We start from the raw sequence: 24,411 nt of genomic DNA, 5'->3' as shown, positions 1-24,411 counted from the left end.
TCTATAATATAGAATGGCAGAGACAATGTTGACTGAGGTGTATTCTTTGAAAATTATCGTCACGGGCGGGGCCGGATTCATCGGCTGCCACCTATCAAGAAAGTTAGTGGAAGAAGGCAATGAGGTACTGGTTATAGATGCATTACATCCTTATTACTCAAAAAAGAGGAAAATTGACCAGTTAACATATATTGGAGAAGCAGGAACGTTTCGATATGAGGAAAAGAACCTGCTGGATGATGAGGAAGAAGTCCAGAAAATTTTCCTGGAGTTCCAGGCAGACTGTGTGGTACACCTGGCAGCCTTGCCGGGGGTCAGCTATTCACTTGAAGCCCCAGGGCAATATGTGGATTATGATGTGAAAGCAACAGTCAATGTCCTAAAGTTTTCCGGGGAGTCGAATGTGAAGCATGTTCTTTATGCTTCTTCATCTTCCGTGTACGGGGAACAGGCGAATGAACCATTAAGCGAAGACATGGCTGCGGGTAAAGTGATTTCCCCATATGCCGCGGCTAAATATGGTGCCGAGGCCTTTTGCCATGCATTTGCCAGCATGTATCAGTATGATATGACAATCCTCAGGTTCTTTACAGTATATGGACCGTGGGGCAGGCCTGATATGGCAATCACAAAGTTCATAGAAAGAATCCTCAATGGTGAAGAAATAACGGTATTCGGCAATAGGACATCGCGGGATTATACGTACATAGATGATATTATTGAAGGAATTAGTGCTGCGATCCAGAAAGCACGCGGAACCAATATTATCAATTTAGGATCTTCCATGCCAGTTTCCATCGAGGATTTGCTTGCCGCTTTGGCAAAGCATTTTCCTGAAATGAAGATCCAGCAGGCAGGCTTCAGGCAGGGTGATGTGACATCGACATGGGCTGATACGACTAAAGCCAAAGAACTGCTTGATTACCGGGCCAAGGTCCCTTTTGAAGAAGGCTTGGCCAGGACGGTGAAATGGGCTGTGGATTACTATGGCAAGGAATAAATCTTTTCTATTAAAAATTGTGGCAGTCATCCTCATGATTATTTTCGCGATCCTGTCGTTCAGGTACTTCCATATCGATACGCTGGTGGACGAGAGTATACATTTTTGGAAATCGGCTTCACTGTTCTGGGGTGCCGTATTTGCATACCTCCTTGCTTTTCTAATCAGGGCCCTTGCATGGAAAATGTATATTCCGCAACATGTGAAGTACACAAACTGTGTGCAGGGCGTATTTTTAAGTTTATTCATCAATCATATTGCCCCGATAAAAGCAGGAGATCTATTTCGTGCAGGTTTCCTCGCCGCCAAGGAAAAGGAATTGACTCTCGATGAATCTGTCAATTCGGTGATTTTTATGAGGATCCTTGATGTATTCACATTGGCATCGATAGCTGGAGCAGGGATGCTGCTGTTAGGAAAAGAGCTTGTATTCAGCCTCTCCCTGCCTTTACTGGCTAGTTTCGCGATTCTTGTCATGATCATACTATTGCTTCTGAACCGATATCTTCCTGATTTTTTCCAAAAGCATCTGCTGATGTTAAAAAATGCCCTGGCCAAAAAGACGAGTCTCTATCTATTGCCACTGGTCCTCATCAGCTGGGTGTTGGAAAGCTTCGTCATCTGGAATGTCGCAAAGTCAATGGGGATATCCCTCGCCTTCCTTGAAAGCATGTGGGTCAATTCCATTACGGTTGGAGGGCAGGTATTCCAAATTACACCTGGCGGGATATCAACCTATGAATCAGTCATGACTGCAGCTTTGGCTCTTTTGGGAATCGGGACGAGGGAGGCTTATACAGCTTCCATCTTAAGCCACGGCTTTAAATTTATTTTTTCATATTTCACTGGCCTGCTCTTATTGGTAACCTCTCCTGCATACATTCGCAGGGAACTTAGGAGTCTCGGGACAGGGAGAAAGAAGGGTTAGAATGAAGAGCGCATCAAAATTTGAAAAATTCGCGGCCCGAAGCTGGAATCTGCTGAACGAAGGGAAGCCGTTCACACCAATTTTCACCGTTGGCACAATGGTGCTATTCCATCTAGGCGATTTGGGCAGCCCGGGGACAATCACAGATTTTCTTTTCGCACTGCTTACAGTGCTGCCGCTATTTATCATGTATTTTATTTATGATTTTCCATTGTTTTTGAGAAACTATCTATGGCTTCCGTTTATTGTTTTTATCATTGTTTGGCCAGCTCTTAATTTGAGTTTGCTGCTGTTTGCGGCAGGCCTCTATTTCTTCTTTACTGTGTTTTTCTGGGGGACGTTTTATTATCACCTAAGGATTGGCACTTCCTGGCTGAACTTCACGAGGTTCTGGAAGCTCGTTTTAAAGAACAGTGATTCGACTAGCGGGAATGCGCAGGAACAGCTTCCGAAGTTCTTGCTGCTTCTCTCTGTATGGGAACTGTCATTTACCGCGATTTCTGGCGGCCCTGGTCTGCCGCTGGCGGATTTGGCTGTGTTTTACGGCTTTGTATTACTCTTTGCCTTTATTTTGCACAGATATTTATTTGACTGGAAACCTAAGGCCTATGAAACCTACACAAATGACGAGGGACTGGAAGTGCCTGAAAATGGACTGTCGGACAAGGTGATTGTCATCGTCATCGATGGTATGAGGAAAGAACGGTTTTATGAAGCCAATACACCTTTTCTTGACGAACTGAAGGAGAATGGCACGGAATATCTGAATATGGAAACACTGTACCCCGCAAGAACCGTGGTATGCTTCAGTTCGATGTTTACTGGGACCTACCCGTTCGAACATGGGATAAAATCGAATATGGTCTATAAGCTTGGGGTCAATACAGAAACGATCTTTGACTCGTTAAGGAAAGTTGGCAAAAGAGGGAGGCTGCTTGGCATCGCCCATCTGGTTGATGCAATGGGAAGCGATGTCGAGACCGTTACGGCAGTCATGCATAAGGATAAGGCTGACACGAATATGCTGGCCAGGGCGAGAAAAATCATGGACGAGCAGGATCCAGACTTGTTTGTCGTGCAGATGATCGGGACGGATCAGGTGGGCCATAGCCGCGGGGTCCTCTATGATGATTATATTGAAAAAATCGAGGAAGCGGACGCCCTGATTAAGCAGTTTGTTGAATGGCTCGAGGCAGAAGGGAAGATGGAAAACACAACGCTTGTCGTTTGTGCAGACCATGGACAGGCTGACGGCATCGGCGGCCATGGACACCTTGATGAAGGGGAAAGGTTTGTTCCATTTTTCATGCATGGGCCGCATATCAGGAAGGGTAATAAAGTCCAGGAAAAGCATAGCCTTGTCTCGCTGGCTCCAACGATCTCCTATCTGATGGGAGCTCCATATCCAGCCAGCAGCAGAGGCAAAGTGTTGATGGACGCAATCAAAGCAGAGAAGGAAGAGAATTGATTTGAATAAAGTGATCGTATTTTTGCCGGCTTACAATGAAGAAGAATCAATAGCTGAAGTGATTGGCAATATACCTCGCAGTTTTGCCGGTGCTGCTCAGGTGGAAGTGCTGGTCATTGACGACGGCTCAACCGATGGAACAGTTGCTGAAGCGAGAAAAGCAGGTGCCGACCATATCATCAGCTTTGAAGAAAACCGCGGCCTGGGTGCCGCGGTCCGAAAAGGAATACAAGAATGCTATCGGATGGATGCTGATGTCGGAGTGATGATCGATGCAGATGGAGAATATCCAGCCTGGCAAATTCCAGACATCGTCAAGCCAATCATAATTGGAGAAGCCGATTATACGATGGGCTCGCGATTTATGGGCACAATAAAAGGAATGAAATTCCACCGCAGGATGGGGAATTATTTTTTCACATTCCTGCAAACCTTATTATTAAGAAAATGGCTTTTTGACGGCCAATCGGGCATGAGGGCATTTTCAAAGCAGGTACTTAAGCATGCAGAAATCATCCATGATTACAATTATGCGCAAGTATTGACACTGAACCTAGTCAGGAAAGGCTTCAGGGTGCTTGAAGTCCCGATTCAATACCGTGTGAGGATTACAGGTACATCCTTTATTTCATTCAAGAAATATATGACGAATGTCGTACCGGCTGTCTATCGCGAAATGTCCAGGCCGGTAGAAAAGCTTGCTGGCGAAGAGATATACCAACGTAAAAGCAGTAAAAATAGTGACAAAAAGGTGACGGTTATCAAATATGATTGACATTCATAATGATAATCATTATCATTATCATTGTAGGAGGGAAACAACGAATGAAGAGAGCTATATTTTTTTGTTTTTCACTGATATTGATTCTCAGTAGCATTCCACTATCTGCCAGCGCATATTCATATGGGGATCCCAATGAAGAAAAAGTTGCAGAAGTTTATAAGGACATGCAATTGAAACTGGATGAGAACCCTCCGAACTTCTCGGCGGCAAAATCCCTGTTCGGAACAGTCAAGGAAGAAATCGACATGCATATGGGAACTGAGCCAGGAGAAGTCATCATGGAAAGTCTTAATGATGAAGATAAGGAAGCAACGATTGAAAATATGGAAAAGCTTCTCGTCTTGAATATAGCAAGAAGGCTTGAAAGCATTGAAAATAATTTTGCTGAATATGACAATTCCAAGAAACTGCTTGCAAAAGGCTTTGCTACATATCAGGCTTTATCGCCAAAGGTAGAAGCTCAAAATGCCGAAGTCGATCAGCAAATCAAAGCTGATTTCGATGCCGCATTGGAAGCATTGGGAAATCCCGGACTGTTTGGAGTCGGGAAAAAACCATCTGACATTGAAGCTTTTAAAATGAAAAAAGAAGAAATCCTTGCTGCGCTGCAGAAGGAGTTCAATATTGCCAGCCTGGAAGTCGGCCATTTCACCGAAACTGCCGAAGAAAAAGGCCCCGGTAAGAAAGACTGGACAGATCTATCGAATATCCGCAACTGGATTCCAATCATCATCATAGTTGGCGTGATTGCGACAGTAGTAGCCATTGGCATTAAGAGAAGAAGATCATAAATTTTGATGACACCTTGGAGAGGGGAGAATCAGCAATGGAAGTTCAAGCGTTATTGATTACATTTCGTGAAGTATTGGAAGCGTTATTAATTATTGGGATCATCACAACCTATCTAAAGAGGATGGATCATTCCAAATATACGAAATATGTCTGGCTCGGAGCAGGTCTTGCCGTCCTGGCAAGTGTAGGGGTAGCGATCCTGTTCCAGGTCGTATTCACTGGATTCGCCGCGATGGGCAGCGAAATTTATCTGAAAATCGGCATCATGATTGTATCGACGGTCCTCCTGACCCAGATGGTATTCTGGATGGCGAGCCACAGCAAGAACCTCAAAGGCAATATGGAAGGGAAAATGAATAAGTTCATCTCGACAGGCAATATTGTCGGTATGGTCATCCATTCATTCCTCGTAGTCTTGCGTGAAGGAATCGAAACAGTGTTCTTCTTTGCAGCGATCACTGGCGGAAACATCGGTGCCGCGATGCAGGGGTGGGGAGCGATCACCGGAACACTGATCGCTGTAGTCGTTTCCTACATGTTCTTCAAAGGTACAATGAAGGTCAAGCTCAAGACATTCTTCCAAATTACAGGTGCCTTCATCATCCTGATTTCTGCCGGCTTGCTCGTACAGGCAATCTCAATGATGCAGGACATTAACTTGATTGGAAGCGTCATGTACCATGTGTATGATATTACATGGCTGTTGCCTGAACATCCGATTGATTATGCACACTATCTCCGGGATAACGGTGTAGCGCCGCTCATCTCAGGTGATGTCGGGATCTTCCTGAAGGCGTTGTTCGGATATTCATCAATGCCATCTATTGAAGAAATCGTCGCATATATTGGCTACTTTGCGGCAATCTTCCTGCTGACTTCATCACGCAGCACAAAGAAAGAGCACTCTGTTGAAAAAACGGCAGAAGCAAAGCAGGTCAATGTACTGAACCCACAGGTAAAATAAAGCTTTGAGGCGTAAATCTCCTCTCTCCGGAAAAAGTACAGGGAAATTCCTTGTACTTTTTTCATACGTAAAAACAAAGTTGGTGTGTGTATGTTGAATTTCGCCAAAATAAACAGAGCGATGATATCAGGAGTAAGTTTGCTTGCGATTCTCTATGTTTTCATGACTCAGCTAGGCAATCTGAATCCTTTTGTCTCATCATGGGATCAGGTCGATTTCTCCCTGGCGCTCCACCGGTTCGACTTAAGGGCGATGCAGCCCCATTTTCCTGGATATCCTTACTTCATTTTAGGAGGATTGCTTACTGAAAAATTCATTCAGAATCCGGGACAGGCATTGGTGGCATTCAATGTGCTCGTATATGCGAGCTCCATCGTGCCCGTGTACCTGCTTGCGTCAAGAGTGCTATCCAAAGAAAGTTCCCTTCTTGTGGCAGGCATCATTTATACTGCGAGCTATCCACTGATCATCGTCAATCAGCCGATGTCTGAAGGTGCAGCACTTGCGGCATTCTGGTGGTTTTTCTGGAGCGTAGCGGCCGCTGAATCAAAAGCTTCAGGGAAGTGGCTGCTCCTTCCTCTGTTTCTATTCAGTGTGCTATTAGGGATCAGATTGAGTTATATCCCGATGGGAATTGGGCTCATCTATCTTTTTTATAAAAAATGGACCAAACAAGAGCTTACTATGCCTGGCATCATTAAATATGCGGTCATCGCCGGCCTGTTCCAGCTGATATGGGTCGGCGGACTGATCATGACCGAAGGAAGCCTGAGCAATTTCCTCGAGCTGGCATTCGGATTCACCGGCGGGCATTTCCAGGAATGGGGAGGCACATCGGTATCGAATGAGCTATCCTTTTTTGCAAGGCTGAAGGCATTTTTGTTTACCAACATTTTGTGGTGGGGAATATTTTCACGAACAACTGTTTTGATGGTATTATATATAGTTATCGGCATCATTATTTTATTGCCGTCGCGCAAAAGCGGGATTTTTAAGGAAAGCAGCGGGCAATTGAGCCTGTTGCTGATGCTTGCCTATGGCGGATGGGCGCTTTTTGCCCAGAACATCGATAAGCCGAGGCATATATTGCCCGTGGCACTGCTGTTTGTATTTGTTTGCATGCTTGTTTTTTTTAAAAAAAGACCAGAGAAATTTACCCGCTATCTAGCTCTTGCCTTAATCATTGCCCAGGCAATTGTTTCATCAAGCTATGTGCAGGAACAGGCCGAGTCATCACCAGCTGTCTACCAGCTCGCGAATTATCTCGAGGAGCAGCCTGATGTCGTCCTCTATACATGGGAGGAAACAAGGGTGCTGCAGTTCCTGGGAATGCCCTATCCCCATAAACGGATCTACACCTATAAGATTTTTCTTCATGATCAGGGGTTATATGAAGGAAAAACGATTTATGTAACAAATAGTGTTATAGACGGCTTCCGGTCACAGGGTGTCGAACCTGGAGGGAAGCTTGAAGAAGTAAGGACATTTTCGTCAAATGAAATTTTCGACCCAGTCTATCATGAGATTGTTTTATATAAATGGACACCGTAACAGGAGGTGAATGGCATGAATGAGCAAATCAGGAATAAGCTTGCTCTTCTCCCTGCGCAGCCAGGATGTTATTTAATGAAGGACAGGCAGGGAACCATCATTTATGTGGGGAAAGCCAAGGTTTTGAAAAACAGGGTGCGCTCCTATTTTACCGGATCGCATGACGGCAAAACACTTCGGCTAGTGAATGAAATCGAGGATTTTGAGTACATTGTCACCTCATCCGATATGGAGGCCCTGCTGCTTGAAATCAATTTGATCAAAAAACATGACCCGAAATACAATATCATGCTCAAGGATGACAAGAGCTATCCTTTCATCAAGCTGACGGCAGAACGGCATCCGAAGCTGATCATCACGCGCAAGGTCAAAAAAGACAGCGGTAAATATTTTGGGCCGTATCCGAACGTCCAGGCAGCGAATGAGACGAAGAAGCTGCTCGACAGGATCTATCCGCTCAGGAAATGCTCGACGCTGCCGGACCGCGTCTGTCTCTATTACCATATGGGACAGTGCCTAGCACCCTGTATCAAGGACGTCAGCAAGGAAGAGTATAAGCAGATTACCGATGAAATCACGAAATTCCTGAATGGCGGTTATAAGGACATCAAGGTTGATTTGACGGCAAAAATGGCTGCGGCTGCCGAGGAACTGGATTTTGAGAGGGCAAAGGAATTCCGCGACAAGATTGCCCACATCGAGGCAACGATGGAAAAGCAGAAGATGACCACGACAGACTTTACCGACCGGGACGTGTTTGGCTATGCTGTCGATAAAGGCTGGATGTGTGTCCAGGTATTCTTTATCCGCCAGGGGAAATTGATTGAAAGGGAAGTTTCGATGTTCCCGATCCATAATGAGCCTGAAGAAGATATCCTCACATATTTGGGCCAATTTTATTCGAAAAATGAGCATTTCAAGCCGAAGGAAGTATTGGTGCCTGAAAGTGTTGATCTGGAATTAGCAGAGGGATTGCTTGGCGTAAAAGTCCTCAAGCCCCAGCGCGGCAAGAAAAAAGAGCTTGTCCATTTAGCTTCCAAAAATGCCACCATCGCCCTTCAGGAAAAATTCTCGCTGATCGAGCGCGATGAGGATAGGACCATCAATGCTGTCGAAAACCTTGGCAAACAAATGGGGATCTATACACCGCATCGGATCGAATCATTTGATAACTCGAATATCCAGGGGACTGACCCGGTTTCGGCGATGATCGTTTTCATTGATGGAAAGCCTGAGAAAAGGGAATACCGCAAGTACAAAATTAAATCAGTCAAGGGCCCGGATGACTATGAATCTATGAGGGAAGTCGTGCGGCGCCGGTATACCCGTGTGTTGAAAGAGGGGTTGCCGCTGCCTGATTTGATCATCATCGATGGAGGGAAAGGGCATATCGAGTCGGCCCGGGATGTCCTCGAGAATGAACTGGGTCTCGATATTCCGATTGCCGGACTGGCCAAGGATGATAAGCACAGGACCTCCCAGCTTCTATATGGCAATCCATTGCAGGTGATCGAATTGCCGCGGAACAGCCAGGAGTTTTACCTGCTGCAAAGGATCCAGGATGAGGTGCACCGCTTCGCCATCACTTTCCATCGCCAGCTGAGAGGCAAAAGTGCCTTCCAATCGATCCTCGATGATATCGCAGGCATTGGTGAAAAGCGCAAGAAAGCACTGCTGAAGCATTTCGGTTCGGTTAAAAAAATGCGTGAAGCCTCTGTGGAAGAATTGACTGCAGCCGGGCTGCCGGCGAATGTAGCTCAGGAACTATATCAGAAATTACAGGATTAAGGTAGCAATCTATTTTTTTGTATGCTATAATGATAAAAATTTCATATTGCTATCACTTTAGAGTACTAAAGTGAAGATAGAGGTGCGAGCTTCAAGAGTAAAAGTCCGGAGAATTTTAGGATTCGAAGAAGGCTTTGAAAGGGGATGCTTGCCGAAGTGGGGAAATGCCTATTCATTTTCTCGCTGGTCCTTCGTTGAATAAACGCTGGATTGTCAAGATTGCCATCTTGGAGTGCTATCTCATGTTGCAGCGTATATACACGTTTATTAAGCAATGGGAGCCACTTCCATTGCTTTTTCTGTTTTTACGGCTCTTTTTTAAAGGTACGGGGAAAATACATATGCGGATAAGCCATGAAGCTCTTACAGAGGCAAAATACTGAAAAAGAGGCAGGGGAAACTTATGGGATTAATTGTACAGAAATTCGGCGGAACATCGGTTGGCAGTGTTGAAAAAATCAGGAATGCTGCCTCAAGGACAGCAGAAGAATTGAAGAACGGCAATAATGTCGTCGTTGTCGTATCAGCAATGGGCAAGACAACAGACCATCTTGTCGACATGGCGAACGATATTACCAAATCGCCATCCAAAAGGGAAATGGATATGCTTTTGACAACGGGAGAGCAAATCACCATCGCGCTTTACTCGCTGGCTCTTGCACAGATCGGCATAGAGGCCGTTTCTTTTACAGGCTGGCAGGCTGGAATCAAAACTGAAGCCATCCATGGAAATGCCCGGATCATCGACATTGACACAGATAGGATCTCCAATGAGCTGGAGTCAGGTAAGGTCGTCATTGTCGCTGGATTCCAGGGGGTAACGGATGATGGAGAAATCACGACACTCGGACGCGGCGGCTCAGATACAACAGCTGTCGCGCTTGCAGCCGCATTGAAGGCGGACAAATGTGATATTTATACAGATGTAACAGGCGTGTTCACGACCGATCCAAGATTTGTGAAAAGCGCAAGGAAACTGCTGAGCGTTTCTTATGATGAGATGCTTGAACTGGCAAACCTGGGGGCAGGCGTGCTCCACCCGCGTGCGGTCGAATTCGCTAAGAATTACGGACTGCCGCTTGAAGTAAGATCCAGCATGGAAAAAGAAAGAGGCACGATCATCGAGGAGGAGAATGAAATGGAACAAAATCTAATTGTACGCGGAGTAGCATTTGAAGACCAGATCACGAGAGTTTCAGTACTGGGAGTGAGCACTTCATTAAAAGGGCTTTCGACGATTTTCACAACACTTGCCCAAAATCATATCAATGTGGATATCATCGTCCAGAGTCGCACAGAAGCCGGCACGGCCAATATTTCATTCTCTATCAAGAGCAATGATCTGCCAGAAACACTGGACGTACTGGAACGAAATAAAGAATCATTGAATTATCAATCCGTCGAATCAGAAACAGGCCTGGCAAAGGTATCGATCGTCGGATCAGGCATGGTTTCTAATCCCGGGGTTGCCGCGAAAATGTTCGAAGTCCTCGAAGGAAACGGCATCCAGGTGAAAATGGTAAGCACTTCCGAAATCAAAGTTTCCACAGTCGTAAACGAAAAACAAATGGTCCATGCCGTCGAATCACTCCATGAGGCATTCGAGCTTTATTCAGGAGCGGTTAAGGCGAACTAATAAATCAATCAATGCTTATTGCTTTCCTGGTTGCCCTCCAGGAAAGCTTTTTTATAAAATATCGCCGCTTGCCCGGTGTTCGGATGAAGGAGGAGAAAGCAATCAAGTCAAGCTGTCTGTGCCTGTCAGAGGGAAACGATGGAATTGTGGGATACAAAAAAGAGAAACATATGCCCGTGAAAAGGAAAAGAAAGAGTTGACGGGCACAAATTAGGCAAACATGTGCCCGAAAGGTGGAGGAACAAAAGATTTCGGTAACAAGTATGAGAAACTTGTGCCCGAAAATCGGAGGAACAAAGGATTTCGGTAACAAGTAAGAGAAACTTGTGCCCGAAAATCGGAGGAACAAAGNATTTCGGTAACAAGTAAGAGAAACTTGTGCCCGNAAAGTGGAGGAACAAAGAATTTCGGTAACAAGTAAGAGAAACATNTGCCCGAAAATCGGAGGAACAAAGGATTTCGGTAACAAGTNAGAGAAACATGTGACCGAAAAGCGAAGGAACAAAGAATTTCGGTAATGGGAGAGGGAAAAAAGAGGGTTGATGGCCATATAAAAGAAAATAGGGGTAACTGCTCCATTTCAAAACGTATCGGTCAAGCAACCGGAATATCTCAATTTTTCGGCCGAAATTAAAAGGCTACTGCGACCGAATTTCGAATCAATCCAAATTCGTGCGCAGTAACCCTCAAATAAGGCTACCATTATTTACTCAATAATATCAGTCTTATCCCACTTGATTGTAAACTGGACTTTCGATGACTTCTTATTGGGATGCTCGAATGCTTCTGCTGAAAATTTTTTCTGCTGTTCCATTTGCTGGGCAATGAAGCCCGCTTCCAGTTGGAATGTGGAGTGTGGATTTTTTTTCAGTCGGGAGGAAATCAGTTCGCTGCTGAGTTCCATCAGTATTTCTCTTCTGGATTCTTCCTTGACGGTGAGACGGCCCCAGCCTGCGTCCTGGAAAAACTGGATTGTCTCTTCAAGGTTTGTCAATGGATGTTTGCGGGCGATTCGTTTACCTGCCCAGTACAGGATTTCAGGTGTATCTTTGCCGAGCAGTTCGTTTAATAGTTCTTCCCTGATCAATTCATAGCCGAATGCGCTGACAACGGGTGGGGCGCATTCGGTTTTTTGTTCTGAAGTTGTTGTTTCGCTCATGTTCTCCCCTCTTTCTATGACTCTATTATAAACAATTTGCCGAAGAAACGACCGGCGTTGTTAAAAATAAGGCACTGTAAAATTTTTGTTTCCATTTAAAAATTTATAAATTATTTCCATGTTTATTCCATACCCGTAACCGGGGATTTCAAAAATTAATTTTTGAATATTTCATTGTACAGGGCAATAGTGTTATTTTAATATACTCTTTCAAAGGTTGGAATACATAAAAAGTGGGATTTTTATAATATCAATATATTTTAAAAATTTTATTTATATAAGCATTTTTATGTATACGTTTTCTTGACGCTCCAATATGATGGGAGTAAAATGAACATGTCACATAATTGTAAGAAATGCTTATTTATTTGATGTAGGGTTGAATCAATCTGTTAGGTTAATAGGGATGGGTAGAGAACCTTAACATCACGGCCAAATTTCAAGGGGGGTATACATATGGCAGGTAGACAAGAGTTTTATTGGCGGAGGCTGCATTCATTGCTGGGTGTCATTCCGGTAGGTCTTTTCCTCACGCAGCACCTTGTAGTCAATCACTTTGCTACTGGGGGAGAGGAATCATTCAACAATGCTGCACATTTCATGGAGCAGTTGCCTTTCAGGTATTTTCTAGAAGTTTTCATTATCTTCTTACCATTATTATTCCATGCTATTTACGGTCTTTATATTGCTTTTACAGCCAAAAACAATATAGGCCAATATGGCTATTTCAGAAACTGGATGTTCATGCTTCAGCGTGTGTCCGGTGTGGTTACTTTGATCTTCGTAGCTTGGCATGTGTGGGAAACACGTATTGCTGCGGCATTCGGTGCTGCTGTTAACTTCCAGATGATGGAGACGATTCTTTCAAATCCATTCATGCTATGGTTCTACTTGATTGGTATCATTTCTACTACTTTCCACTTTGCGAACGGATTATGGTCCTTCTTCGTAAGCTGGGGAATCACAGTTACACCGCGTTCTCAAGTGATTTCAACTTATATCACGATTGGTGTATTCGTTGCGCTTTCCATCGTCGGAGTCCGCGCGATCCTGGCGTTTGTATAAGATTTTCACATGAACAGATCAGCTAATGCTGAAAAAAAGATTTACCCATGAACGGATATGAAAGTCAGACTTGGATTTAAGGGAGTGAGTCACGATGAGTAAAGGTAAGGTTATCGTAGTCGGCGGCGGTTTGGCTGGCTTAATGGCTACTATAAAAGTTGCAGAAACAGGAACTCCTGTTGAACTGTTTTCTCTTGTGCCGGTAAAACGTTCCCACTCTGTTTGTGCACAGGGCGGAATCAACGGTGCAGTAAATACAAAGGGTGAAGGTGACTCTCCATGGGTGCACTTCGATGATACAATATACGGCGGTGACTTCCTTGCGAACCAGCCTCCTGTAAAAGCAATGGCTGAAGCAGCACCAGGAATCATCCACCTTCTTGACCGTATGGGAGTAATGTTCAACCGTACACCTGAAGGATTGCTGGACTTCCGCCGTTTCGGAGGTACACAGCATCACCGTACAGCTTTTGCTGGTGCGACAACAGGCCAGCAGCTATTATACGCTTTGGATGAGCAGGTTCGCCGCCATGAAGTGGCTGGTTTGGTCACCAAGTACGAAGGATGGGAATTCCTCGGAATAGTTAAGGATGAGGAAGGAGTGTGCCGCGGAGTTGTAGCACAGAACCTGACTTCAATGGAAATCAAATCATTTGCTTCAGATGCAGTAATCATGGCAACTGGAGGCCCTGGCATCATTTTCGGTAAAACAACAAACTCTGTCATCAATACTGGTTCAGCTGCTGCGATCGTATACCAGCAAGGCGGTTATTATGCTAATGGTGAATTCATCCAGATCCACCCTACAGCAATCCCTGGGGATGACAAACTCCGCTTGATGAGTGAATCTGCCCGCGGTGAAGGTGGACGAGTATGGACGTACAAAGATGGTAAGCCATGGTACTTCCTTGAAGAGAAGTATCCTGCTTATGGAAACCTTGTACCGCGTGATATCGCTACACGTGAAATCTTTGACGTGTGCGTAAGCCAGAAACTTGGCATCAACGGCGAGAACATGGTTTACCTTGACCTATCACACAAGGATCCTAAAGAGCTAGATATTAAGCTTGGCGGGATCATTGAAATCTATGAAAAATTCATGGGTGATGACCCAAGAAAAGTTCCGATGAAAATCTTCCCTGCAGTCCACTATTCCATGGGCGGACTTTGGGTTGACTACGATCAGATGACGAATATTCCTGGCCTGTTTGCTGCCGGTGAAGTTGATTACTCACAGCACGGTGCGAACCGCCTTGGCGCCAACTCATTATTGTCCGCAATTTACGGCGGAATGGTGGCAGGACCGAATGCGATCCGCTACATCAACGGGCTTGAAAAAAGCTCAGATGCTGTTTCATCAGCTCTGTTTGATGATGCTATCAAGGTGCAACAGGAGAAGTGGAATAATGTTATGTCATTGGATGGCACTGAAAATGCATACGTCCTTCACAAAGAGCTTGGCGAATGGATGACAGACAATGTCACAGTTGTCCGCTACAATGACAGACTGAAGAAAACTGATGATAAAATCGTTGAACTGATGGAGCGTTACAAAAATATCAATATCAACGATACAGCAAAATGGAGCAACCAGGGTGCGGTGTTCACGCGCCAGCTTCAAAACATGCTGCAGCTTGCACGTGTTATCACAATCGGTGCCTATAACCGTAATGAAAGCCGTGGTGCACACTATAAGCCTGAGTTCCCAGACCGTAATGATGACGAGTTCTTGAAGACTACTATGGCTAAGTTTGTTGATGCAAATTCAGCACCAGCTTTCCACTATGAAGAAGTTGATGTTTCCTTAATCAAACCGCGTAAGCGCGATTATTCCAAGAAGAAAGGGGAGTAATAAGGTATGTCAGAGAAAAAGACTGTCCGTTTTATCATCAGCCGCCAGGAAACTCCTGATTCAGCCCCTTATCAGGAAGAGTTTGAACTTGATTATCGTCCAAATATGAATGTCATTTCCTCATTGATGGAAATTCGCCGAAACCCGGTTAACGCCAAAGGAGAGGCGACTACACCAATTGCTTGGGATATGAACTGTCTTGAAGAGGTATGCGGAGCTTGTTCAATGGTCATCAATGGCCGTCCGCGCCAGTCCTGTTCAGCGCTGGTTGACCAGCTTGAGCAGCCAATCAGACTTGAGCCAATGAGAACGTTCCCGGTTGTCCGTGACCTTCAGGTTGACCGCAGCCGCATGTTTGACTCATTGAAGCGTGTGAAGGCATGGATTCCAATCGATGGAACTTACGATCTTGGACCAGGACCGCGTATGCCGGAGAAAAAGCGTCAATGGGCGTATGAACTATCCAAGTGTATGACTTGCGGTGTCTGCCTTGAGGCTTGCCCGAACGTTAACGACAAGTCAGATTTCATCGGCCCGCAGTCATTATCACAGGTTCGTCTGTTCAACGCTCACCCAACGGGAGCATTGAACAAAGGAGAGCGACTTGAAACAATCATGGGAGACGGCGGACTTGCAAACTGCGGTAACTCGCAGAACTGTGTCCAGTCCTGCCCTAAAGGCATTCCTTTGACTACATCAATTGCTGCCCTGAACCGTGATACAACATTCCAATCATTCAAAAACTTCTTCGGAAGCGACCAAGTGTAAAGAAAAGCGCAAGCGCCTTGGTCAGCCTCGACAAGCGCTGGAGGGCCGACCGGTGAAGTCGTTCTTTGACTTCAATGGGCAGACTGAAGCGACTCTGAGCTGCTCAAAGCTAACGCTTTTCGCAAGATACTCTAGGAAGTCCACTTGAGGGTGAAAACTGGCTAGGCGCTGGAGCTGGACACTCGTCTAAGTTTGAAAACTTTATCCTTAATGTAATACTGCCTCCTTTTCCATTTGGAAGAGGAGGTTTTTCATTTTATGCTTTTTTTACAGAAGCCCGGCTTGGTATACTGATATCAAGAACAAAATCAGGAGCGGTATATGAAAATATCAAAAATGTTAGCTATTGTCATCGTCATCAGTGGAATCGTGATTCTCGGCATTGGTTTGTTCCAATTATGGGATCTGAAGCGACAGGAGCAAGTTTCCCTTGAAGCGGCGAGGGAGCTGGTTAAAAAGAATCAAGAGACTGTGACAAAGGAAGAATTCATGCCAGATACAGGGGAAGCATCCGGCCTGCTGCTGATTCCGAAAATTGAAGCGGAATTGCCGATTGTCGAAGGGACCGATCCGGATGACCTTGAAAAAGGAGTCGGCCATTATAAAGACTCTTTTTATCCTGATGAAAAGGGACAAATCGTGCTTTCGGGACATCGTGATACCGTTTTCCGGAAAGCGGGGGATCTGAAATTGGGAGATCATATGACGGTGAAAATGCCTTACGGAGATTATACATACGAAATCGTCGGCACAAAAATCGTTAGCGCTGATGATACCAGCATCATCACTCTGCAGAATTCCGAGGAGGAACTCGTGCTAACAACCTGCTACCCATTCAGTTATGTTGGCGATGCCCCGGACCGTTATATTATCTATGCCAAGAGAACGGATGAAGGCAATTAAATATTGAGTTTTCCGCCAACCTTGTATTCATGGTTGGTTTTTTTGTATGGCCAAAGCCAAATAAGGTAAACTTATATACTCTTTATCTGTTTTTATTTCCAAAATCAATAAAAATACTTATAATAAAGAAAAGAATGAATGTTCATTCAGTTTACGGGAGGTTTCAACATGAAGAAGATGGAATACATTGACGAGATTGTCAGCTGGGAAAAAGAATTCGATTTTTTTTACCAGGTGAAGGTGCGTTTTTCTGAAACAGATATGTTCGGACATTTAAATAATACAGTGCCGTTTACATATTTCGAACAGGCAAGAATCGAATATTTCAAGAGTCAGGGATTCATGCAGGATTGGGTAAAGCCCGAAAACAAAACGATCCCGGTGGTCGCTGATCTGCAATGCGATTATTTAAGCCAGATCTTCTTTGATGAGGACCTGAGGATTTTCGTCAAGGCCAACTCAATCGGCAATTCCTCGGTCGACCTTCACTATATGGCAAAGAAAGCGGACGGTTCGATTTGCCTAACTGGCAGGGGAACGATTGTCCAGATCTCCAAGAAGACGGGCAAAGGTGAACCCTGGACAGAAGAGATGAGGGATTTATTTTTTAAAAGCAAAAAATCCACCGTTCGATAATAAATCGGCATTTTGTTATCCATTCACAAAGGAAAAGGTTTGTCCTAAAGCTTTATGCACAGGCATGGCTTTTCAGTGATTTGGCGCATTAGAAAACCAATCAACGTGCGGAATTCCGCCTATTTATAAAAATTGGCATGAAGTCCTTTAATTATTGTCACTCCAGTAGTTTCCTTCACATATGATATTTTGACTAAATTTATACCCACCCCGCAGTTCACAGCTGGCGAAGGCAAGGAGGGTTACAATACTTGAAGGAAAATGAATATACTCACAAGCCATTACTCACTAAACGCGAAAGAGAAGTTTTCGAACTGTTAGTACAAGACAAAACAACAAAAGAGATCGCTAGTGATTTATTTATCAGCGAAAAAACAGTTCGGAACCATATTTCAAACGCCATGCAAAAGCTTGGTGTAAAGGGGCGTTCCCAAGCTGTTGTAGAGCTCCTGCGAATGGGAGAGCTAGAACTTTAATCATGACCGGCCGACCCTTGATGGTGGGCCGGTTAAGATATTTATAGGGCGGATACTTGCTCAAATCAGAATTCTGTCTTGAAATTTGCTCGAAAAAAGTAGAAAATAAGGGCAATAGTATAATTATTATTTCGGCTTGGGTTCCAAGTTTTATGGATAAAGCATATTTTTAGGAGTTGTTACGGATGAAGCTTGAAGGGATTGACAATAATCAGACACTGGGAACGGTTGCTGATATTGAAAAGGATTTAAGGTACATATCGGGAATCATTAAGCAAAAGGGCCGGGAGCTTCTCAGCAATTACACGATCACGCCGCCTCAGTTCATTGCCCTGCAATGGCTGTTTGAAGACGGGGATATGACGATCGGTGAATTGTCGAATAAAATGTTCCTGGCTTGCAGCACGACGACGGATCTTGTTGACAGGATGGAAAAGAATCAGTTGGTTGTAAGGGTGAAGGACCCTAATGACAGGCGTGTGGTCCGCATCCATCTCCTGGACGAAGGGGAAAGGATCATTGATGAAGTGATCAAGAAACGCCAGCTGTACCTTCAGGAAGTCTTGAAGGATTTCTCCGGTGAAGAAATTCTGTCGCTTAAGGAAGGACTAACAAAATTACATCAAGAAATGCGTGGAGAATGAGGCGAGTTTTTTGAACCGACCAATCGGAATCATTGATTCAGGAGTAGGCGGGTTAACCGTTGCCAAGGAAGTCATGAGGCAGCTGCCTTACGAACAGATCATCTACGTCGGTGATACGGCCCGTTGTCCATATGGACCAAGGCCAGTTGAGGAAGTGAAGAGATTCACCTGGCAAATGACCCGGTTCCTGCTTGAGAAGAATATTAAAATGTTAGTCATCGCGTGCAATACAGCGACTGCGGTGGTGCTCGAGGAAATCAGGGAAGAGCTCTCCATTCCGGTCCTCGGTGTCATCCAGCCTGGCGCGAGGACAGCTATCAAGGTAACGGAGAATTACAAGATCGGAATCATCGGGACTGTAGGTACAGTGAAAAGCCGTGCGTACGAGCATGCGCTGAAATCAATCAACCGAAAGACTGCTGTTGAAGCACTTGCCTGTCCAAAATTCGTGCCGCTGGTGGAAAGCGGTGAATTTAATGGCCGTGTTGCAAAGAAAGTCGTGACAGAAACGCTGAAGCCATTGCAAGGACAAGGACTCGACACATTGATCCTGGGCTGCACCCACTATCCTTTGCTTGAACCGCTCATCAAAGAAGTCATGGGACCAGAAGTGAAGGTCATCAGTTCTGGAGAGGAAACAGCACGTGAAGTGAGTACCATCCTCGGCCACAATGATATGTTTGCCGACCGGGACGAGCTTCCTGAGCATTCGTATTACATGACAGGATCCAGGCCGATCTTTGCCACCATTGCGTCACAGTGGCTCGAAAGGCCAATCGAGAACGCGGAGAAAATCAAATTAGGTTGATGTTAGAGGCCTCCAGGGATGGAGGTCTTTTGTGGTTTTTAGTGAATTATAAAAGTATTTTNGTGTGGATAACTANATATGGGAGTCTTAATCCAGCTCCAGCGCCTAGCCAGTTTTCTCCCCTGAATAAACTTCCTCGAGTATCTTGCGATAAGCGTTAGCTTTGAGCAGCTCGAGACGCTTGGCTAGCTGCGGCTCCTAACTCCTCGAGACGTTTCGGTCCTGCCAATGAAGTCAAAGAAGGACTTCACTGTCCGGCCCTCCAGCGCTTGTCGGGGCTGAACAAGTCGCTTCCGTTTTTGTATAAAACTAGCATTCCAAAAAATCTTCCCAGAGACGGTCTAAAATATCGAAAGGCTCGTATACATGATAGTACAAACTGTCTTTGGAGGGATTTATATGTCAAAAAATAAAAAGGCTGTGGTCGTTACAGCTGCTACATTGGCAACTACGGTATTCCTGTCTGGCTGTGGGCTTTTCGGAGGCGAGGAAAAGAAAAAGATTGACCCGCCTCAGGATGTGACTTTGATGGAAAATGGCCAGGCGCTGGATGAAAATGTTACGACAGAAACAAAAGAGGATGGCAAAGAAGCGGTCGAGACATCCATCCAGACAGAGCTGTACTTGATTGATAAAAATGGTTATGTCGTCTCCCAGACATTGGCGCTTCCTAAGACAGAGAGTGTCGCTAAGCAAGCATTGGAATACCTAGTGGCGAATGGACCAGTTGAGCAGATGCTCCCGAATGGTTTCAGGGCTGTCCTTCCAGCTGACACGCAAATGACTGTTAATATCAAGGACGGGACAGCAACGGTTGATTTTTCAAAGGAATTCGCTACCTATAGAAAAGAGGATGAGAAAAAGATCCTTCAGTCTGTGACCTGGACGCTCACACAATTCGATACCATCGATGAGGTGAAGCTCCAGATGAATGGCACGCCGCTGGAAGCGATGCCTGTTGATGGAACGCCAATCGGAGGGGAATTGAGCCGTGCTGATGGCATCAATGTCGACAATTCGGATGTCGTGGACATCACTAATACGAAAGCTGTAACCGTCTATTATATCGGGGGTGAGGAAGGCGCGTACTATTATGTTCCGGTAACGAAGCGTGTCAGCTATGGGGTGAAGGATAATATCACTGCCATTGTCAATGAGCTTGTCGAAGGTCCTGCCTATGCATCAAATCTGCTGTCGGATTTCCAGTCCGGTGTGAAGCTGCTTGATGATCCGAAAATCGAAGATGGCAAGGTGACGCTGAACTTCAACGAATCGATTTTTGAAAGCTTTGAAGAAAAAATGGTATCGGAACATCTGCTTAATTCCCTTGTGCTCTCACTGACAGAGCAGGAAGGTGTCAAGAGCGTGGCATTGACTGTGAATGGTAAGGGCGATGTGCTGTCAGAAAAGGGTGAGAAACTGGCTGAGCCGGTCACAAGGCCTGAAAAAGTAAACACAGGTAGTTTTTAATCGCAAAATTTTGATATACTAATTAAAGACATTCAAAGAGGCAGGTGTATTTCCTGCCTCTTATTTATTTTGTATACAGGCAAACTGATTGCCATCATGCTAAGGAGGGCTTTTAATGCGATACGATGGGCGAGAACCCTTACAATTAAGACCAATACATATTGAAACCGATTATTTAAAACACCCGGAGGGCTCCGTGCTGATCTCTGTTGGAGATACGAAAGTGATTTGCACTGCAAGCATTGAAGACCGTGTACCGCCGTTCATGCGCGGCGAGGGAAAAGGATGGATCACGGCTGAGTATTCCATGCTGCCAAGAGCTACCGAGCAAAGGAATATACGTGAGGCGGCCAAAGGGAAGATTTCCGGCAGGACGATGGAAATCCAGCGCCTGATCGGCAGGGCATTGCGCGCAGTCGTGAATCTGGAAGCCATTGGCGAGCGGACAGTATGGGTGGACTGTGATGTCATCCAGGCAGATGGCGGCACCCGGACGGCATCAATTACAGGAGCCTTTATTGCCATGGCGCAGGCTCTTGAAAAACTGAGTAAGCAAAAAAAGCTGTCTGCCTTCCCGGTGAATGATATGCTCGCAGCTACAAGCGTTGGGGTATTGAAAGACGGGGAAGTTGTGGTTGACTTGAATTATGTCGAGGACTCTGCTGCCCATGTGGACATGAATGTGGTCATGACTGGCAATGGGGAATTCGTTGAATTGCAGGGGACAGGCGAAGAAGCTACTTTTTCATACAATCAGCTTCAGGAGCTATTAAAGGCTGCACAAGAAGGAATAACGGAACTATTCGAATTGCAGAAGGCCGCACTGGGTGAGGAATTGGCCGCAAAGATCGAAGGAGCAAAAAAGCGCCAGGGGAGATCTTAAAATGGAATCAGTGATTATCGCAACAAAAAATCAGGGGAAAGCAAAAGAATTCGAGAAGCTTTTTTCGCCCAAAGGGCTTTCCGTGAAAACCTTGCTCGATTATCCGGAGCTTGAGGATGTCGAAGAAACAGGCTCGACTTTCGAGGAGAATGCTGTCCTGAAAGCCGAGACAATTGCCAGGGAACTTGGAGTCAGGGTGATTGCGGATGATTCTGGTCTTGAAATTGAAGCCTTGGATGGCCGGCCTGGGGTCTATTCAGCACGATATGCCGGAATCGAAAAGAATGACGAAGCCAATATCGACAAAGTTCTTGCTGAACTCCAAAATGTTCCAGAAATCGAACGCACTGCCAGATTTTGCTGCGCTTTGGCGATGGCAGAGCCTGGCAAGGAAACAGTGACAGTTTTCGGTACATGCGAAGGACGCATCCTTCCTGAGCGAAAAGGCACAAATGGATTTGGCTATGATCCGATCTTCTTTGTCGAAGCAGAAGGGAAAGCAATGGCCGAGTTGTCATCTGAGGAAAAGAACAGAATCAGCCACCGGGCCAATGCGATCAGGAAATTGGATGAAGTTCTCAAGGAGCGGGAGTAATCGCTATGAGTAAAGTGCTGATTGTCAGTGACAGCCATGGGTCGACAGAAATGCTTGAGGGAATCGAGAGGCAGCATGGAGAGGATGTGGACCTGATGATTCACTGCGGCGATTCGGAGCTTTCCGAGAAGGATCCTGCCATTGTGAATTTCAGGTCAGTCAAAGGGAACTGCGATTTTTACGGCAATTATCCTGATGAAGAGATCCACGTGTTGAACGGCAGGAAAATCCTCGTGACCCACGGGCATTTATACTCAGTGAAATCCACACTCGTGAACTTATATTATAAGGCAAAGGAAATGCAGGCTGACATCGTCTGTTTTGGACATTCTCATATCCTTGGTGCTGAAATGGTGGATGATGTGATTTTCATCAATCCGGGGAGCGTCAGGCTTCCGCGCGGCAGAGACGAAAAGACCTATACCATCCTCGAGCTTGAGAATGATCAGGCTTCATTGAGGATCTTTGACTATGGTAACGGAGAGCTGTCCGACTTAAGACAGGAGTTTTCACTTCACAAAAAAGGCTAATCCTACTATAATAGTTTTCTGAGGGGAATAAGATCTCCCCTCGGAAAAAAGTTTTGATTTATTATTGACTTTTAGTTGTTTGGCTAATATAATAAATCTTGTCTTTAAAAAACAACTATGTCCCAGTAGCTCAGTTGGATAGAGCATACGCCTTCTAAGCGTACGGTCGGGAGTTCGAATCTCTCCTGGGACGCCATTAATCTACATACCTTAACTCACCTTCCTCGAAGGTGAGTTTTTTTTATGTTCTTGATCCTCCTCAGGGAAAAAAATTAAAAATTAACGAATGTGAATATATCAACAATGTAAGCGTATACAAATTGATTAACAAATCTAAATTATCAAATAATTTAGAAAAAGGGTGTTGACGAGGCTGATAAATGGGCGTAAGATAATCCTCAAATATAAAAATACAAGTTTTCACCACTGCAGTTTTTGCAATAACCTATTGTGTAAAATTGTATTTTTTTAAAACTAAATTTTATTTATTTAAAGCGTTTATTTATTAAAGGAGTGTTGTGTTGTGCCCGATCAGTGGATCTACTTGAATGGTGAATTCGTCACCAAGGAAAATGCTAAGATTTCGGTATATGATCATGGATTTTTATACGGGGATGGTATTTTTGAAGGGATACGGGTATACAGCGGCAATATTTTCAGGATGGAAGAACATATGGATCGGCTTTACCGGTCAGCAAAATCCATCATGCTGAATATGCCACACTCTAAAGAGGAGTTCACTGATCTGGTTGTAGAGACAGTAGAACGGAACCAATTAAGAGATGCCTATATCCGGATCGTTGTGTCACGGGGTGTTGGTGACCTGGGACTGGATCCCTATAAGTGCCCGAATGCGAATGTCGTCATCATTGTGGAACCGCTGGCCATCTTCCCTAAAGAATTGTATGAACGCGGTCTTGAGATCGTTACGGTGGCGACCAGAAGAAATCGGCCGGATGTTCTGAGCCCGAAAGTGAAGTCATTGAATTATTTGAATAATGTTCTAGTGAAGATCGAGGCGCATCTGGCAAATGTGAGTGAGGCTTTGATGCTGAATGACCAGGGCTATGTTGCCGAAGGTTCTGCGGATAATATTTTCATCGTGAGAGGCAGCACGTTCCTCACCCCGCCTGGATATGTAGGGGCTCTTGAAGGAATCACAAGGAATGCAGTCATTGAAATCGCTGGAAAACTAGGTTACGAGGTGAAGGAAGAACCGTTTACACGCCATGATGTATACACGGCAGACGAAGTGTTCCTTACCGGTACTGCAGCCGAAGTGATCGCCGTCGTCAAAGTGGATGGAAGAGTCATCGGCAATGGGGTGCCAGGAGAGCATACGAAAAACATCCTGAAGGAGTTCAGGGCAAAAGTTGTTGCCGACGGCATCCAGGTCTACCAGGAAAAGGCCCATCAAGTCAGTTAAGAAAAGTTTTCTGATAGTCTTGGAGTCATATTGCAAACTTATAAACGAACCGAAGAAAATTCAATATAGATAAAGCGAAGACAGGGACAAGTAATTCAATGCGATCAGCATGCACAGAGAGCCGGGTTAGCTGGAAGCCGGTGATGCCGTATTGAATGAACTCACCCTGGAGCGCCAGTTTGAAAGGAATCCTAGTAAAACTGGTCGAGTGCATCGCACTTGTTATCAAAATCACGAGCGCACGCGTAATGCGTGAAGAAGGGTGGTACCGTGGAACAAGGAGAT

General features: G+C 45.1%; 23 protein-coding genes, 1 tRNA gene, 1 riboswitch and 1 other annotated feature (1 of these 26 running past the window's edge). Of the genes, 23 read left to right on the top strand and 1 reads right to left on the bottom strand.

Going from position 1 to position 24,411, the window contains the following annotated elements:
• Positions 1 to 46: 46 nt before the first annotated feature.
• From ACNAZ4_RS13850 to ACNAZ4_RS13810, 9 genes are all read left to right on the top strand, one after another.
• Positions 47 to 1,000 (top strand): NAD-dependent epimerase/dehydratase family protein, encoded by a 954-nt coding sequence (locus ACNAZ4_RS13850; protein ID WP_415815125.1) that lies wholly within the window; start codon positions 47 to 49, stop codon positions 998 to 1,000.
• Positions 987 to 1,928, top strand: a complete 942-nt coding sequence (locus ACNAZ4_RS13845; protein WP_415815124.1) for a lysylphosphatidylglycerol synthase transmembrane domain-containing protein — start codon at positions 987 to 989, stop codon at positions 1,926 to 1,928. Before ACNAZ4_RS13850 ends, ACNAZ4_RS13845 begins: the two co-directional genes overlap by 14 nt.
• Position 1,929: 1 nt before the next feature.
• The gene (locus ACNAZ4_RS13840) at positions 1,930 to 3,396 is read left to right on the top strand and encodes an alkaline phosphatase family protein (RefSeq protein WP_415815123.1); all 1,467 of its coding nucleotides are present in this window, start codon (positions 1,930 to 1,932) and stop codon (positions 3,394 to 3,396) included.
• A complete protein-coding gene (locus ACNAZ4_RS13835; RefSeq protein WP_415815155.1) occupies positions 3,392 to 4,171 on the top strand; it encodes a glycosyltransferase family 2 protein in 780 nt (259 codons plus the stop codon). Before ACNAZ4_RS13840 ends, ACNAZ4_RS13835 begins: the two co-directional genes overlap by 5 nt.
• Positions 4,172 to 4,221: 50 nt before the next feature.
• Positions 4,222 to 4,971: a hypothetical protein gene (locus ACNAZ4_RS13830; RefSeq protein ID WP_415815122.1), complete on the top strand. Its 750-nt coding sequence runs from the start codon at positions 4,222 to 4,224 to the stop codon at positions 4,969 to 4,971.
• A 35-nt stretch (positions 4,972 to 5,006) separates the two neighbouring features.
• Positions 5,007 to 5,936 carry an FTR1 family iron permease gene (locus tag ACNAZ4_RS13825; protein WP_415815121.1) on the top strand — a complete coding sequence of 310 codons (930 nt, stop codon included), beginning with the start codon at positions 5,007 to 5,009 and terminating at the stop codon, positions 5,934 to 5,936.
• A 90-nt stretch (positions 5,937 to 6,026) separates the two neighbouring features.
• Positions 6,027 to 7,487 (top strand): hypothetical protein, encoded by a 1,461-nt coding sequence (locus ACNAZ4_RS13820; RefSeq protein WP_415815120.1) that lies wholly within the window; start codon positions 6,027 to 6,029, stop codon positions 7,485 to 7,487.
• A gap of 15 nt (positions 7,488 to 7,502) precedes the next feature.
• A complete protein-coding gene (gene uvrC, locus ACNAZ4_RS13815) occupies positions 7,503 to 9,275 on the top strand; it encodes an excinuclease ABC subunit UvrC (RefSeq protein WP_415815119.1) in 1,773 nt (590 codons plus the stop codon).
• Between the two features lie 69 nt (positions 9,276 to 9,344).
• Positions 9,345 to 9,521, top strand: a riboswitch (Lysine riboswitch).
• Positions 9,522 to 9,678: 157 nt separating this feature from the next.
• Positions 9,679 to 10,911: an aspartate kinase gene (locus ACNAZ4_RS13810; RefSeq protein WP_415815118.1), complete on the top strand. Its 1,233-nt coding sequence runs from the start codon at positions 9,679 to 9,681 to the stop codon at positions 10,909 to 10,911.
• A 706-nt stretch (positions 10,912 to 11,617) separates the two neighbouring features.
• Here the strand turns inward: ACNAZ4_RS13810 and ACNAZ4_RS13805 are convergent.
• Positions 11,618 to 12,070, bottom strand: a complete 453-nt coding sequence (locus tag ACNAZ4_RS13805) for a YslB family protein (RefSeq protein ID WP_415815117.1) — start codon at positions 12,068 to 12,070, stop codon at positions 11,618 to 11,620.
• A gap of 456 nt (positions 12,071 to 12,526) precedes the next feature.
• Here ACNAZ4_RS13805 and ACNAZ4_RS13800 point away from each other — a divergent pair, with 456 nt between their 5' ends.
• The 14 genes from ACNAZ4_RS13800 to ilvE all read left to right on the top strand — a co-directional run bounded on the left by ACNAZ4_RS13800 (position 12,527) and on the right by ilvE (position 24,126).
• Positions 12,527 to 13,135, top strand: coding sequence for a succinate dehydrogenase cytochrome b558 subunit (locus tag ACNAZ4_RS13800; protein ID WP_415815116.1), 609 nt, complete (start codon positions 12,527 to 12,529; stop codon positions 13,133 to 13,135).
• 94 nt (positions 13,136 to 13,229) lie between these two features.
• Positions 13,230 to 14,987: a succinate dehydrogenase flavoprotein subunit gene (gene sdhA, locus ACNAZ4_RS13795; protein WP_415815115.1), complete on the top strand. Its 1,758-nt coding sequence runs from the start codon at positions 13,230 to 13,232 to the stop codon at positions 14,985 to 14,987.
• Between the two features lie 6 nt (positions 14,988 to 14,993).
• Complete coding sequence (sdhB, locus tag ACNAZ4_RS13790) at positions 14,994 to 15,755, top strand: succinate dehydrogenase iron-sulfur subunit (RefSeq protein ID WP_415815114.1); 762 nt, start codon at positions 14,994 to 14,996, stop codon at positions 15,753 to 15,755.
• Positions 15,756 to 16,082: 327 nt separating this feature from the next.
• On the top strand, positions 16,083 to 16,658 hold the full coding sequence (locus tag ACNAZ4_RS13785) for a class D sortase (protein WP_415815153.1): 576 nt from the start codon (positions 16,083 to 16,085) through the stop codon (positions 16,656 to 16,658).
• 168 nt (positions 16,659 to 16,826) lie between these two features.
• Positions 16,827 to 17,294, top strand: a complete 468-nt coding sequence (locus ACNAZ4_RS13780; RefSeq protein WP_415815113.1) for an acyl-CoA thioesterase — start codon at positions 16,827 to 16,829, stop codon at positions 17,292 to 17,294.
• Between the two features lie 251 nt (positions 17,295 to 17,545).
• Entirely contained in the window at positions 17,546 to 17,770 is a 225-nt protein-coding gene (locus ACNAZ4_RS13775; protein WP_230497068.1) for a helix-turn-helix domain-containing protein, read from the top strand.
• A gap of 185 nt (positions 17,771 to 17,955) precedes the next feature.
• Positions 17,956 to 18,414 carry a MarR family winged helix-turn-helix transcriptional regulator gene (locus ACNAZ4_RS13770; RefSeq protein ID WP_415815112.1) on the top strand — a complete coding sequence of 153 codons (459 nt, stop codon included), beginning with the start codon at positions 17,956 to 17,958 and terminating at the stop codon, positions 18,412 to 18,414.
• A 10-nt stretch (positions 18,415 to 18,424) separates the two neighbouring features.
• On the top strand, positions 18,425 to 19,222 hold the full coding sequence (racE, locus tag ACNAZ4_RS13765) for a glutamate racemase (RefSeq protein ID WP_415815111.1): 798 nt from the start codon (positions 18,425 to 18,427) through the stop codon (positions 19,220 to 19,222).
• Positions 19,223 to 19,621: 399 nt separating this feature from the next.
• Positions 19,622 to 20,692, top strand: a complete 1,071-nt coding sequence (locus ACNAZ4_RS13760; RefSeq protein ID WP_415815110.1) for a GerMN domain-containing protein — start codon at positions 19,622 to 19,624, stop codon at positions 20,690 to 20,692.
• 115 nt (positions 20,693 to 20,807) lie between these two features.
• Positions 20,808 to 21,575, top strand: a complete 768-nt coding sequence (gene rph / locus ACNAZ4_RS13755; protein WP_415815109.1) for a ribonuclease PH — start codon at positions 20,808 to 20,810, stop codon at positions 21,573 to 21,575.
• Between the two features lies 1 nt (position 21,576).
• Positions 21,577 to 22,170, top strand: coding sequence for an XTP/dITP diphosphatase (locus tag ACNAZ4_RS13750; RefSeq protein ID WP_415815108.1), 594 nt, complete (start codon positions 21,577 to 21,579; stop codon positions 22,168 to 22,170).
• 5 nt (positions 22,171 to 22,175) lie between these two features.
• Complete coding sequence (locus tag ACNAZ4_RS13745; RefSeq protein WP_415815107.1) at positions 22,176 to 22,700, top strand: metallophosphoesterase; 525 nt, start codon at positions 22,176 to 22,178, stop codon at positions 22,698 to 22,700.
• A 119-nt stretch (positions 22,701 to 22,819) separates the two neighbouring features.
• Positions 22,820 to 22,896, top strand: a tRNA-Arg gene (locus ACNAZ4_RS13740).
• A gap of 327 nt (positions 22,897 to 23,223) precedes the next feature.
• Complete coding sequence (gene ilvE / locus ACNAZ4_RS13735) at positions 23,224 to 24,126, top strand: branched-chain-amino-acid transaminase (RefSeq protein ID WP_415815106.1); 903 nt, start codon at positions 23,224 to 23,226, stop codon at positions 24,124 to 24,126.
• Between the two features lie 68 nt (positions 24,127 to 24,194).
• Positions 24,195 to 24,411 (top strand) — a binding site (T-box leader); it runs 21 nt beyond the window's last position.

Origin of the sequence: Mesobacillus thioparans, assembly GCF_965138835.1 — a bacterium.
Classification (GTDB): Bacteria; Bacillota; Bacilli; order Bacillales; family Cytobacillaceae; genus Mesobacillus; species Mesobacillus thioparans.
Note: the sequence above shows the minus strand (reverse complement) of the source record. Positions and strands in the feature narration are given on the sequence as shown.